This window comes from Undibacterium sp. RTI2.2, assembly GCF_035018705.1.
Taxonomy (GTDB): domain Bacteria; phylum Pseudomonadota; class Gammaproteobacteria; order Burkholderiales; family Burkholderiaceae_D; genus Undibacterium.
Map to the genome: position 1 here is coordinate 84,044 of NZ_JASJXN010000020.1, position 13,456 is coordinate 97,499.

At 46.4% G+C, this 13,456-nt stretch carries 11 protein-coding genes; 7 read left to right on the top strand and 4 right to left on the bottom strand.

Annotated features, from left to right (window positions below):
- Positions 1 to 30 precede the first annotated feature (30 nt).
- From tgt to QN395_RS12760, 7 genes are all read left to right on the top strand, one after another.
- On the top strand, positions 31 to 1,164 hold the full coding sequence (gene tgt, locus QN395_RS12730; RefSeq protein ID WP_323492087.1) for a tRNA guanosine(34) transglycosylase Tgt: 1,134 nt from the start codon (positions 31 to 33) through the stop codon (positions 1,162 to 1,164).
- 68 nt (positions 1,165 to 1,232) lie between these two features.
- On the top strand, positions 1,233 to 2,138 hold the full coding sequence (locus tag QN395_RS12735; RefSeq protein WP_322119824.1) for a TraB/GumN family protein: 906 nt from the start codon (positions 1,233 to 1,235) through the stop codon (positions 2,136 to 2,138).
- A 454-nt stretch (positions 2,139 to 2,592) separates the two neighbouring features.
- Positions 2,593 to 2,916 (top strand): preprotein translocase subunit YajC, encoded by a 324-nt coding sequence (gene yajC, locus QN395_RS12740; protein WP_322119823.1) that lies wholly within the window; start codon positions 2,593 to 2,595, stop codon positions 2,914 to 2,916.
- Positions 2,917 to 2,994: 78 nt separating this feature from the next.
- Positions 2,995 to 4,860 (top strand): protein translocase subunit SecD, encoded by a 1,866-nt coding sequence (gene secD, locus QN395_RS12745; protein WP_322119822.1) that lies wholly within the window; start codon positions 2,995 to 2,997, stop codon positions 4,858 to 4,860.
- A gap of 38 nt (positions 4,861 to 4,898) precedes the next feature.
- Entirely contained in the window at positions 4,899 to 5,837 is a 939-nt protein-coding gene (secF, locus tag QN395_RS12750) for a protein translocase subunit SecF (protein ID WP_322119821.1), read from the top strand.
- Between the two features lie 271 nt (positions 5,838 to 6,108).
- Positions 6,109 to 7,341, top strand: coding sequence for an efflux RND transporter periplasmic adaptor subunit (locus QN395_RS12755; protein ID WP_322119820.1), 1,233 nt, complete (start codon positions 6,109 to 6,111; stop codon positions 7,339 to 7,341).
- Positions 7,338 to 10,424, top strand: a complete 3,087-nt coding sequence (locus QN395_RS12760) for an efflux RND transporter permease subunit (RefSeq protein WP_322119819.1) — start codon at positions 7,338 to 7,340, stop codon at positions 10,422 to 10,424. The genes QN395_RS12755 and QN395_RS12760 overlap by 4 nt, the downstream gene beginning before the upstream one ends.
- 196 nt (positions 10,425 to 10,620) lie before the next feature.
- Here QN395_RS12760 and QN395_RS12765 read toward each other — a convergent pair whose 3' ends face one another.
- The 4 genes from QN395_RS12765 to QN395_RS12780 form a co-directional block, all read right to left on the bottom strand.
- Positions 10,621 to 11,139, bottom strand: coding sequence for a MarR family transcriptional regulator (locus tag QN395_RS12765; protein ID WP_323492085.1), 519 nt, complete (start codon positions 11,137 to 11,139; stop codon positions 10,621 to 10,623).
- Positions 11,140 to 11,208: 69 nt separating this feature from the next.
- Complete coding sequence (locus QN395_RS12770; RefSeq protein ID WP_322119817.1) at positions 11,209 to 11,778, bottom strand: YceI family protein; 570 nt, start codon at positions 11,776 to 11,778, stop codon at positions 11,209 to 11,211.
- Between the two features lie 152 nt (positions 11,779 to 11,930).
- Complete coding sequence (locus QN395_RS12775) at positions 11,931 to 12,497, bottom strand: YceI family protein (RefSeq protein WP_322119816.1); 567 nt, start codon at positions 12,495 to 12,497, stop codon at positions 11,931 to 11,933.
- Positions 12,498 to 12,549: 52 nt separating this feature from the next.
- Positions 12,550 to 13,077: a cytochrome b gene (locus QN395_RS12780; protein ID WP_322119815.1), complete on the bottom strand. Its 528-nt coding sequence runs from the start codon at positions 13,075 to 13,077 to the stop codon at positions 12,550 to 12,552.
- Positions 13,078 to 13,456: the final 379 nt, after the last annotated feature.

The following is a 13,456-nucleotide window of genomic DNA, read 5'->3' on the forward strand; positions in this document are numbered from 1 at the left end:
AATGTTTTATATACAGGTCGGTAAATCCTTATGCTCGAATTTCAATTAATTAAAAAAGACAAAACCACCGCCGCCCGTCGCGGTCGTGTGACTGTCAACCACGGAGTGATCGAAACACCGATATTTATGCCGGTCGGTACTTACGGTTCGGTCAAGGCGATGTCGCCGTTGGAACTGAAAGAAATCGATGCTCATATCATTCTGGGTAATACTTTCCATCTATGGCTGCGTCCTGGTTTGAGTGTTATCAATAAGTTTGGCGGTCTGCATGACTTTATGGGCTGGGATAAACCGATTTTGACCGACTCCGGCGGCTTTCAGGTGTTCTCGCTTGGGGCGATGCGTAAGATCACGGAAGAGGGTGTAAAGTTTGCGTCACCAATCAGTGGCGAGCGCTTATTTTTATCGCCGGAAATCTCCATGCAAATTCAGTGCGCACTCAATTCCGATATCGTGATGCAGTTTGATGAATGCACACCGTATGAGATCGATGGCCGCCCGGCGACAGTAGAAGAAGCCGCCAAGTCCATGCGCATGTCCTTGCGCTGGGCACAGCGGTCAAAAAATGAGTTTGATCAGGGTGGAAATCCCAATGCTCTCTTCGGCATCGTGCAGGGCGGTATGTTTGAACATCTGCGAGACGAATCGTTGGCGGCCCTAAATGAATTTAATTTTGATGGTATTGCCATCGGTGGCTTATCCGTTGGCGAGCCAAAAGAAGACATGTTGCGCGTCCTGGCACATGTTGGCCCGCGCTTGCCAGAGAACAAACCGCATTATCTGATGGGCGTCGGCACACCAGAAGATCTGGTCGCCGGTGTGGCAAACGGTATCGATATGTTCGACTGCGTCATGCCAACCCGCAATGCACGTAATGGCTGGATTTTTACCCGCTATGGCGACATCAAAATCAAGAACGCCCGCTACAAAGAAGAGAAAGCACCGCTGGACGACACCTGTTCTTGCTATGCCTGCAAAAACTTCTCCCGCGCTTATTTGCATCACCTGCACCGCACAGGCGAAATCCTGGGTGCCCGTCTCAATACTATCCACAATTTGCATTACTACCTGGAACTGATGAAGGGCATACGTCAGTCATTAGATGACGAACGTTTTCCAGAGTTTGTTGCGCAGTTCCATGCAGATCGTGCGCGCGGGGTTTGAGTCAATTCTATCAATTTAGGATTAGTGTGTTCCGATAACTTATCTCTTCATTTTTTAAAAACAGACGTATGACGTTCAAACAATGGATTGCTCTTAGCCTGGCTTGTCTGGTCTTTTCGAATAGCGCCTATGCCGACACCAATAGCAGCGTTGCTGAGGGTGCAGAGAAAACTAAGGGCTTTCTATGGGAGATAAAGTCCGGTACCAAGACCGGATATTTATTTGGTTCCATCCATCTGGCCAAGCCCGATTTCTATCCGATGTCGCCAGCAGTCGAGACGGCGTATAAAAATGCAAAAATACTTGCAGTGGAAACTGATGTCACCGACATGGCTGCGCTCAAAAAAGTCATGCCTTTAACCATGTATGTCGCTCCAGACAAGCTGGAAAAACATTTGTCTGCGCAGACCTGGGCACAGTTATCTACTAGCTTTGGTCCGGCGGCAGAACAGATGCAACAACTTAAGCCGGGCGTCGTTGCAACTGGCTTAATGATCGGCATGATGACAAGCACTGGCTACACCCCAGATGCAGGGATTGATTTGCATTTTTTAAAGCGAGCCAAAGCGGACGGTAAGTCTGTCTACCAACTGGAGACACTGGCTTTTCAAATGAAAGTATTGACTGACTTCAGCGATGCTGAGAGCGATGAAATGTTGTCCTATACGATTGCGAGTATGAAGGATGGCGACGCGATGAGGGATTCCGAAGCAATGGTGGCCGCCTGGAAAAGTGGTGACTTGCCTGCCTTAGAGAAAATCATGCAGTCATCCGCAGATAAAGACGCCAGCACCGCTAAGCTCATGAAGCGGTTGCTGGATGATCGCAATATCGGCATGAGCGACAAAGTGATTAAGCTTGTCAACGGCAATAAGCCGGTACTGATCGTCGTCGGCGCTGGTCATATGGTGGGCAAGAACAGCATTTTGGATTTATTGCAACAACGGGGTTTGCAGATACGCCGGGTGCAATAATTCAGTCAGTTCAATGCGTAATGGTTCGCTCTGATTTCGTTAATCGATGAATATACTCCCCATTTATTTTTAGAAATATGCCTTATTGTCCAATGATTATATGGACATCTTAAATATACACGATAGGAGTATATTTATTATTTTGTAGCGTAAGTTCAAGAATAATTGCCTGTATCTGAATTATTCGCCGCTGATTGAGCATGACGTTTATCAGTGCCTAGATTTATTTGCTGCTATTTAAGCTTAACCCTGACTTTAATCCCCAACATCAAGCGACTAAATCACGGTAAGCCGCTGCTCCAATGCTAGAATGTGGCGCTTTGTGATTGATGGCGAGCTCTTTAGGTGTGCTCTTTTATTTGGTGGTTTTGGCACCATTTGAGACGCTTATGCTGATTCATTTCCAATTTTATTGTCTTGCAGATAATTATTAAAATCTTACTGGAGTCTTAACGTGTTTATTTCCAATGCTTATGCGCAATCTTCCATTTTTAGTGGTGGCGGTGATTTGATGAGTTTCCTGCCCATCATTTTGATGTTTGTGGTGCTGTATTTTTTGATGATACGTCCGCAAATGAAGCGTCAAAAAGAACAAAAATCGATGATGGACGCTTTGGCGAAAAATGATGAAGTGGTCACAGCTGGCGGCGTGTTAGGCAAAGTGGTTAAAGTCACTGAGGCTTATGTCACGATAGAAATCGCTAACGGCACTGAAGTTGTTGTGCAAAAAGTGGCTATCACTATGTTGTTGCCTAAAGGCACGATCAAAGCGATCTGATACTGTGATTCAACGCAGCCCTGGATTTTATGGCTGCGTTGCACATTCAGCCCAGTATTTAATTTAATCTGAACCGATATGAATCGCTATCCCCTCTGGAAATATCTTCTGATCATCGTCGCGCTAGTATTTGGCGCGCTGTACACAGTCCCCAATTTTTTTGGCAAGTCCCCGGCAATTCAAATCAATAGCGCTCGCGCAACTGTCAAAGTTGAGAGCGATATGTTGGGTCGCGTTGAGCAAGCGCTGAAAGCGCAGGACCTTACCGCAACTAGTTTGTCTTACGAGAATAACGGCACTCAAGGCTCTGTCCGTGCTCGTTTTAAGGATGCCGATATCCAGTTCAAAGCGAAGGCCGCATTAGAAAAAGCCTTGAATACTGATCCTGCCGATCCTTTGTATAGCATTAGCTTCAATCTGCTGAATGACACGCCAAAATGGCTGCAAAGTTTGCATGCTTTGCCGATGTCGCTGGGGCTGGATTTGCAAGGCGGTGTCCATTTCTTGATGCAAGTCGATACCAAAGCATTATTAAATACCCGCTTACAAGGTCTGCAATCTACAGTGCGCAGCGTACTGCGGGATAAAGAAGTTCGCCACTCGGGTATTTCTCGTGACGGTCAGCAAATTACCGTGAAGTTCCGTGATGCCGATACCTTAGGTAAGGCGAAAAATGTTTTGTCTAGTCAGATCAACGATGTGCAGATGACTGATGTCAAAAACGCAGATAACACCGAGCTGAGCTTGCTGATCACTTTGAAGCCAGAGGCCTTGAAGGCAGCGGTGACAGAAGGCGTTAAACAAAACATTATTGCTTTGTCTAAACGGGTGAATGAACTTGGCGTTGCGGAGCCGATTATTCAGCAGCAAGGCGCTGATCGCATCGTGGTGGAATTACCAGGCGTGCAGGATGTCAACCGCGCGAAAGATATTATTGGACGCCAGGCTACATTAGAAGTGCGTCTGGTAGATGAAAGTGTAATTGGTCTGGTGGATGAAAATACTGCAGTTCCATTTGGTTCTGAATTATTTAAAGTTGGTCGTGGTGCACCTGCAATTTTGTATAAGGACCCTGTGATTACTGGTGATTATATTTCTGGTGCTTCTGCCAGTTTTGATCAGCATCAACAACCGTCTGTCAGTATCGATTTGAATGGCGATGGTGGTCGCAAAATGCGTGAAGGTACGCGCGGTAAGATCGGCAAAAAAATGGCGATCGTCTTGTTTGAAAAAGGTAAGGGCGAGTTGCTGACAGTAGCCACTATTCAGGATGAGTTGGGTTCCCGCTTCAATATTACTGGCATGGGTTCTACCGCCGCTTCAAGTGACTTGGCGTTGTTGTTGCGTGCTGGTTCGCTGGCTGCTCCAATGGACTTTATTGAGGAAAGCACGATAGGTCCGCAATTAGGTGCAGATAATATCCAAAAGGGATTTAACTCTACGCTGTATGGCTTTATCGCAATTGCCGTTTTCATGATCGCTTACTACATGCTGTTTGGTGTATTCAGTGTGATGGCCCTGTCCGTCAACTTATTATTACTGGTAGCGATTCTCTCCTTGTTACAGGCCACATTGACTCTACCTGGTATGGCGGCGATTGCGCTGGCACTGGGTATGGCGATTGACGCCAACGTCTTGATTAACGAGCGTATCCGTGAAGAGCTGCGTGCTGGTAATACACCTCAAGCTGCGATCTCGATTGGTTTTGACCGTGCCTGGGCGACAATTCTAGATTCCAACGTGACGACTTTGATTGTTGGTTTGGCGCTGCTGATTTTTGGATCGGGTCCGATTAAAGCGTTTGCGATTGTGCATTGTCTGGGGATTGCAACGTCGATGTTCTCAGCCGTGTTTGTCTCGCGTGGTGTGGTCAATCTGTGGTACGGACGTAAGAAGAAATTAACTTCTCTTGCGATCGGACAGATTTGGAAACCTGCAGACTAATCAATACCGCCGACACAATAAGAATTTAGGGATTTATCATGGAATTATTCCGTATTAAAAAAGACATTCCTTTCATGCGCAATGCGCTGATATTTAATGTCATTTCTGCTTTGACTTTTGTCGCAGCTGTATTTTTCTTGCTGCATAAAAATTTGAATTTTTCAGTTGAATTTACTGGCGGTACCGTTATGGAGGTGATGTATTCCAAGGCCGCCAATGTCGATGAGGTCCGTAAGACCGTTGACAGCACTGGTTATCTGGATGCCCCGGTGCAGACTTTCGGCCAGGCGCAAACGATCGTAGTTCGTTTGCCTTTGCCAAAGAATGAAACTTTAGCTCAGCAAACAGATAAGGTATTTGGTGCTTTAAAAGCGCATGATGCTGATGTTAAGTTGCAACGAGTTGAGTTGGTTGGCGCGCAAGTTGGTGATGAGTTGGCGCATGATGGTTTGATGGCCCTGCTATTTGTTATTTTGGGCGTAGTCGCGTATCTGGCGATTCGTTTTGAATGGAAATTTGCGGTCGCCGCGATTATCGCCAACTTGCATGACGTGGTGATTATTTTGGGCTTCTTCGCCTTCTTCCAATGGGAATTTAATCTCTCTGTCTTGGCTGCGGTATTGGCTGTGTTGGGTTATTCGGTGAATGAATCAGTGGTTATTTTTGATCGTATTCGTGAGAATTTCCGTAAGCAACGTAAGATGTCGGTTACAGAAGTGATTGATAATGCGATCACCAGCACGATCTCCCGCACCATTATTACGCACGGCTGTACGCAAATGATGGTGTTGTCCATGCTCTTCATCGGTGGCACGACGTTGCACTATTTTGCCATTGCATTAACGATTGGTATTTGTTTCGGTATTTACTCTTCTGTGTTTGTTGCAGCGGCGATTGCGATGTGGCTGGGGGTTAAACGTGAAGACTTGATTAAGCCGATCAAAGAGAAAGACGACACAGACGGCGCAGTAGTCTGATGAACCGCGTTGCTTGTAACGAAAAGTATTAAATAGTAAAGCCAGCTCTTGAGCTGGCTTTTTCTTTGATAGCATTACCATCTTTAAAATTTGGTCAAATTGTTTCAATTTTTCATGTGATAAAAATAGTAAACGCTGATGAATTGATGAAAGCAATTTTGCACTAAATGTACTGAATGTACGAACCCACTAGACCCATAGACTAATTAATTAATCAATCAACAAGCTGCTAAATTTTATTGGCTTTGTCCTACCCACCAGGTAAAAGAGTATGAGTAAATTAAAGACGATCGTTGCCGTGTTAGTTGTTGCTGGTTTGGCTGCCGGTGGCTACTACAAATGGAGTGCCGCTAAAACCGATGCAGGTGACAAAGCCAGCAAAGCAGGTGCCGATAATAATCGTCCTATCAGTGTCTCGACCACCCTGGCGATCAAGCGTGATTACCCCGTGCAGCTCTCTGCCAACGGCGTTGTTACGGCGCTAAGCACCGTCGATATTCGTCCTCAAATTACCAGTACCGTTACCAAAGTGCATATCAAGGAAGGACAGTTTGTCAAAGCAGGCGACTTGCTATTTACTCTGGATAGCCGTGCCGATGAAGTCAATCTGGCAAAGGCGCAGGCGCAACTGGATAAAGACCTTGCAACTCAGGCTGACAATCAGCGACAACTGACGCGTAGCAAAGATTTACTCGATAAAAAATTCGTGTCGCAAAGTGTGGTCGATACCAGTCAGACTCAAGTAGACGCACAAGCTGCGGTAATTGCTTCTGATCGTGCCGCGGTGAATGCGGCCAAAGTAGCGCTGACCTATGATCGTATTGTTGCCCCAGCCGCAGGACGCACGGGTGTGATTAGTGTCTATCCAGGTTCGTTAGTACAGGCTACCACCACTGTGCCTGCGCTGGTAACGATTACCCAGATGGACCCGATCACCATTAGCTTCCCGCTGCCACAAAGAAATTTGCAGGACGCACTGGATGCGATGAATCAAAAAGAGGACCAGAAAAATCCGAATGCAGTCACTGCCCAATTGCCAGATCACCCGGAAAAATACCGTGGTCGTTTGCAGTTTGTTGACAACGCAGTAGATGCTTTATCCGGCACGATTAAGGCCAAAGCCGTGTTTGACAACCGTGATTTAAAGTTGTGGCCAGGCGCTTATGCGGATATCGGATTGAGTGTACGTACGATTAAAGACGCTATCGTGATACCGATTGATGCCGTAATCAATAATGCGCAAGGCAGCGCGGTTTACGTGGTTGATGTTGATAATAAAGTGAGCTTGCGCCCGGTTAAAGTGATGTACGCCGCAGCCTTGGATGCCGTCGTCACTGGAATCGAAGTTGGCGCTAAAGTAGTCTTGGATGGCAAACAAAATCTGCGTCCCGGCAATCTGATACGTGAGCGTGCAGCGGATAGTAAAACGACTAATCCTAAAACGGATACGAAGTCAGACACCAAGTCAGAAAAATCCGCTTCTCAAGCAGCGAGCGCATCATGAATTTGTCGGAGTTATTTATCCGCCGTCCTGTGATGACGGTATTGCTGAACTTGTCTATCGTTGTTGCGGGTGTTTTGGCATATCGGTTTATTCCGATTGCCGCTTTGCCGAGTTATGACACGCCAGTGATCAGCGTCAATGCAGTCTTGCCCGGTGCTAGTCCAGAAACCATGGCGACCTCGGTTGCGCTGCCACTAGAAAAGCAATTTGCCACGATCCCCGGTTTGTCTGTCATCAGTTCCAGCAACACTTTAGGCACGACCTCACTGACTTTAGAGTTTGATCAAAACCGGAACATTGACGCCGCCTCGGTAGACGTGCAAGCCGCCTTGTTGCGCGCCCAACGCTCATTACCGGTAGAAATGACGACGCTACCCTCTTACCGCAAAGTCAATCCTGCGGATGCGCCGATTTTGATTTTGGCATTAACTTCGCCCTCGTTAAGTTTGTCGGAGCTCACCAATTATGCCGAGCATTTGATTTCTCCTAGCTTGTCCACTCTTGATGGTGTGGCGCAAGTGAATATTTTTGGTATCAAGCGTTACGCAGTACGGGTCCGGGTGATGCCTGATGCACTGGCTGCACGGAATATTTCGCTGGATGAGTTATCCGCAAGTATCAAGGCGGCAAACGCCAACACGCCCGTCGGCACTTTGGACGGCGATAAACAAACCTTAACCTTGTTAGCTAACCGCCAGTTACAAAGCGCAGCAGATTTTTCTAATCTAATTGTCAGCAATAAAGGTGGGCAAGTCGTTCGTTTGCATGATGTTGCCAAGATCGAAGATAGTTACGAAACCTTTAAATCATCGGCTAATTTTAATGGTGAAAGTTCCATCACTTTAGCGATTCAGCGCCAGACCGATGCCAACACCGTCAAAGTAGTTGATTCAATTAAAGCCGCGTTGCCGGGCTTTCAAGCGCAGTTGCCAGCCTCAGTCAAAATCAATCAGGTGAATGATCGTTCGGTCTCTATCCGCGACGCATTGCATGATGTCAATCTGACTTTAATACTTACGATTTTTTTGGTCGTGATCGTGATTTTCTTGTTCTTACGTCGTTTAGTCGCGACGATTATTCCGACCCTGTCTTTGCCAGTTTCTTTGGTTGGTGCAATCAGTTTGTTGTGGGGTTTTGGCTATACGCTGGACAATATTTCTCTGCTAGGGCTGACCCTGGCTGTTGGGCTGGTAGTGGATGATGCGATTGTGATGTTGGAAAACATCATGCGCCATGTGGAGGCGGGTGAAGAACCTTTTAAAGCCGCATTGAAGGGATCGCGGGAAGTCGGTTTTACGATTATCTCGATTTCAACTTCACTGATTGCGGTCTTCATTCCTATCTTTTTTATGCCGGGCGTGATTGGTCAGTTGTTCCACGAGTTTGCAGTCATCGTATCGCTGGCAATCGTCGCCTCTGCGTTTGTTTCCTTAACGCTGGTGCCGATGCTGGCTAGTCGTTTTCTGAAAAGCGAACATGAGATGAAAGAGCCGCCAAAACTGATCGGCGCTTTGCTGCATGTATTTGAAAACGGCTTTAACTCTTCTCTGAACTCGTACTCGCGCGCTTTGGATGTGGCTTTGCGTCATCGCGGCCTGGTGCTGGTGGTTGCCTTAATTACCTTTGCCGGAACCGCGTATTTATTTGCGACGATTCCTAAAGGTTTTTTTCCGGAAGAAGATATCGGACAGATCAGCGTGCAGACCGAAGCCGCGGAGGATACGTCTTTTCCCGCGATGGTGATATTGCAGGACAGAGCCGCCAAAATTATACGAGATGACCCCAATGTGCTGACGGTGGCATCGTTCAATGGTGGTAGCGGCTCGCAGAATACCGGACGTATGTTCGTCAACTTAAAGCCGCGTGATCAGCGCAAACCGATGAAACTTGTAGTGGAGGGTTTGCGCCGTAAATTAAGTGAAGTCGCAGGTATTTCCACCTTCTTACGTCCCACGCAAAACTTGCAGTTAGGTGGGCGTCAAAGTAAGAGCCAGTATCAATATATTTTGCAAAGCGTTACTGCCGGGGAGTTAAGCGACTGGTCCATTAAGTTGCAGGACAAATTGCGTGCCGATCCTGTTTTTAAGGATGTCACAACCGATTCGCAACTCAAGGGTTTGCAGGCAGAACTCAAGATCGACAGAGACAGTGCCAACGCGCTGGGTGTCAATATGGACAGCGTCCGCTCCAGTTTATACAGCGCATTTGGTGAGCGCCAGGTATCGACCATGTACACCAGCGTGGATAGCTATCAGGTCATCATGGAGTTTGCCCCGGATCAGAAAAAAGATGAGAGTGCTTTAGACGGCATCTACATTCGTAGTAGTGGCGGCGGTCTGGTTCCTTTATCGAGTTTTGCAACGATCAAGCGTTCGGTTGGTCCGACCTCAATTAACCATGCCGGACAGTTGCAAGCGGTGACGATTTCTTTCAATCTTGCACCTAGCGCCGCTTTGGGTGTTGCCACGAAAAAAATTGAGCAATACCGGGATGAAATCAAATTACCCGCATCCATTATTGCCACCTACGGCGGTGATGCTGCGGTATTCAAAAATTCGCAATCAGGGCAGGTCGTATTGATCGTCGCCGCGCTGTTGGTTATCTATGTCTTGCTGGGCGTGTTGTACGAAAGCTATATCCATCCGCTGACAATTCTCGCTGGGTTGCCATCTGCTGCCGTCGGTGCGCTATTGACGCTGCAGTTGTTTGGACAAGATCTGACGCTGATTGCGATGATCGGTATTTTGCTGCTGATTGGTATCGTAAAAAAGAACGCGATTATGATGATTGACTTCGCGCTGGACGCGCAACGCCATCAGGGTATGACGCCGCCAGAAGCGATCCGTGAAGCCTGCGTACAGCGTTTCCGCCCGATTATGATGACCACCCTTGCCGCGTTGGTAGGTGCATTGCCAATTGCGCTGGGCTTGGGTGCCGGTGCGGAATTACGCCAACCTCTGGGCTTGGCTGTGGTAGGTGGTTTGATTTTCTCGCAAGCGATTACCTTATTTATCACGCCTGTGATTTATTTGGCCTTGGATCGGTTTAGCGGTACTGGACCGATTGTTGGTGATCATATCTGAGTTGTTGTAGAGTCGAAAAAATTGGTGATTTTTGGGTGGGTTTTCAGCACAATTCAACACAAAAAAATATATAGTAGTCACCAGTTTTTTTTGATGGAAATAGGGTGGAAGGAAAATACTCCCCTTCATTTTTAAGAAATATGCCTTATCGTCCAATGATTCTATGGACAATAAATTATACTATTGGGGGAGTATATTATTTGACCTGATCGCTCAATGAGCAAACTTGGGGGGTGGGCAGGTCACTCAAACCAGCATGCAAGCTGGCTTTAAACTTCCGTAGTTCCGCCTCTAGCGTCACGAAATCTTGGTCGCTGTAAGTAGCAAAACTCCGCGCTCCGTTCTCTACCATTTGGGGAAATACTTCCTCAAATACGGCTTCGCCCGCGGGGCTCAATTTGACAAATAATTGACGCCGGTCCTGATCTCCACGCTCACGTATGACCAATCCCTTTTGCTCAAGGCGATCTAGTACGCCCGTTAGCGTGCCTTTGGTAATCAGGGTTTTGGTAGCGAGACTCTTGCAGCACATGCCAGGGGTATTGCCGAGGGTGGCAATAATGTCAAACTGAGAATGCGTTAGCCCGAATTGACGTACATATTGGGCAGATATCTGTTCAAACGCCTGCATACACTCAGCGAGTAATCGTATGCTGCGTAGATAACGTTTTCCCATGGTGGCAAATTTTTGAGGTGAGATGTGGTCAGACAACATAGCCTGACCACATTAAAGCAATAGCATCAGATCACATTTTTCAAACGTGAACTGATTTGTTTGACCTAATTAGTCTTTGACTGCTTCAACCTGGATCGACAATTTAACTTCTGGTGCGAAGCCATAAGCTATGCCATAGTTCAGGCCGAAATCAGTACGCTTGAATTCTGCTGACGCATCAGCACCGCAAACTTCTTTTTTCAGCATAGGATGCATGATGCATTTGAACTTGTTGATCGTCAAAGTCAGTGGCTTCGTCACGCCCATCAAAGTAAATTCACCTTGTACGGAGACTGGTGTATCGCCGTTGAATTTGATTGCAGTACTTTTGTATGTCGCTGTAGGGAATTTCTCTACATTAAACATCTCTGCAGATTTGGCATGAGCATTCATTTTATCGTGACCGAAATCGATGGATGTCGTATCGATCGTGATATCCATTGAACCTGTTTTTGCTGTTTTATCCAGAGTGACTTTGCCGCTGGATTTGTCAAATTTTCCGCGCCATACTGACAAACCGCCGAAATGGTCCGCTTCAAAGCTTGGATAGGTATGGTTTGGATCGATCGTGTAGGTATCTGCAAATGCAGGAGCTGCACAAACGACTAAGGCTGCGGCGACGAGTTGGCTTAATTTCATGGTGATGTCCTTAAATAAAAATACTGGTTTGGGAGTGATAAGACTGCGTAAAACGTAAAACTTGTTCTAAAAAATACTAAGCGAAATGACAAATTTAGTGGTTAATATTAATTGTCAATATTAACGATTAATACAATAAGAATTTCGCAATTTTATTGCGTTACTACGTGAAACTTAATGACTACTTCATCGGCAACCATGCCGGTATCTTTCCATTCGCCTTCACCGATATTGTAGGTGAGGCGTTTGATTGGCAGACTGCCATCAAACACTTGATTAGCACCTTCTTTTTTTACTGACAGAGGGAAGCTGATGTCGGTTGTTTTGCCTTTAATAGTGAGCTTGCCGCTGACGTTTAGCACGCCATTGGCACCAGCTTTCATACTGGTGGAGACAAAACCCGCTTTAGGGAATTGCGCGGTGTTAAACCATTCTTTTTTAAGCACTTCTGCGTTGTACTGCGGATCACCCAGATCAAAGCTGGCAACATCAATATCGACCGTAGCGGTAGAGGCTTCTGGTTTTGCCGTGTTGTAATCGATCGCCGCCGAGAATTTTTTAAATTGCGCATCCACCGGGACATTCATTTGTTTAAATACGATGGTGACTTTGCTCTTTGCATTGTCGAGTTTTGCAATCGCTGCCAAAGCGGGCAAGCTGGCGGCAAGCAAAAGACTTGCGGTAATGATTTTGGCCTTTTTAGAAAAAGAAATACTCATAGCAGTGTTACCTCTATATGTTTATTTGCTAAATTTTTAGATAAATAAAATATTATTTGCCAGGCAGCATGCGCTGGAAAATACCGTCTTTGTTGATGATCAAATGTTTAAACGCTGCAGCTACGTGTAAGCAAAATACGACGAATAAAATCTTCGTCAAAATCTCATGCAGATCTTTCAAAATCGGTTTGAGTTCAGCGTTAGGGCCAATAATCGTGGGGAGTTGGATTAAACCTAAATACACCACAGGGTAGCCCGCAGCGGATGTGTAGAAGTAACCCGACAACGGAATGGCAAACATCAATATGTATAGCAGACCATGCAAAGCGCTGGCCGATTTTTTTTGCCAGCCTGGCATGCTGTCTGGGTAAGCTGGCACAGTGCTAAAGAGGCGCGTCAATAAGCGTGTTGCAACTAGACCTAAGATGGTGACACCCAACCATTTATGCCACGAGAAATATTTTAATTTGGTCGGACTAAACGACATGTCTGCCATCACATTGCCCAAAATAAAAGCCGCGATGATCAAAATGGCGACTAGCCAGTGTAAGAGAATGCTAGGACGGCTGTAGCGTTGCATTTCTGTTCCCTGTTAAAAAAAGCAATTATGGCAATGGAAATTAGTTCGGACTAGAACTAAATTGGAGGCAATATATCAAAAAAAACCGGAACGTGCAGAACACTTCAATTATCTTGAGTAGATTAGTCGGCAAACCGCTTTTTTCCTATGAATTTTAAATTTAAATTGTCGCTTTGGCATTTGTACTTGAACCCAGATTTTCCATTAGACCGCTACCACTTCGCAGAAATCCAGAGGGCGTGCGGTCTTCAGAGGGATAGTACGACCGCGATTTGAGTGGGAACGCTACAGCGACAAGTGTGCCTTTGGCGAACTGCTTGGCGTTGTTGCTCCTCCTAGCAAGATGCAGCTTGCGTCGTCGTCGCGTCTAGCCAGTCAG

Coding starts and splice junctions, on each gene's coding strand:
- QN395_RS12775 (WP_322119816.1), bottom strand. CDS start 12,497: ATGAGTATTTCTTTTTCTAAAAAGGCCAAAATCATTACCGCAAGTCTT.
- tgt (WP_323492087.1), top strand. CDS start 31: ATGCTCGAATTTCAATTAATTAAAAAAGACAAAACCACCGCCGCCCGT.
- secD (WP_322119822.1), top strand. CDS start 2,995: ATGAATCGCTATCCCCTCTGGAAATATCTTCTGATCATCGTCGCGCTA.
- QN395_RS12780 (WP_322119815.1), bottom strand. CDS start 13,077: ATGCAACGCTACAGCCGTCCTAGCATTCTCTTACACTGGCTAGTCGCC.
- QN395_RS12765 (WP_323492085.1), bottom strand. CDS start 11,139: ATGTTGTCTGACCACATCTCACCTCAAAAATTTGCCACCATGGGAAAA.
- QN395_RS12755 (WP_322119820.1), top strand. CDS start 6,109: ATGAGTAAATTAAAGACGATCGTTGCCGTGTTAGTTGTTGCTGGTTTG.
- QN395_RS12770 (WP_322119817.1), bottom strand. CDS start 11,778: ATGAAATTAAGCCAACTCGTCGCCGCAGCCTTAGTCGTTTGTGCAGCT.
- QN395_RS12760 (WP_322119819.1), top strand. CDS start 7,338: ATGAATTTGTCGGAGTTATTTATCCGCCGTCCTGTGATGACGGTATTG.
- QN395_RS12735 (WP_322119824.1), top strand. CDS start 1,233: ATGACGTTCAAACAATGGATTGCTCTTAGCCTGGCTTGTCTGGTCTTT.
- secF (WP_322119821.1), top strand. CDS start 4,899: ATGGAATTATTCCGTATTAAAAAAGACATTCCTTTCATGCGCAATGCG.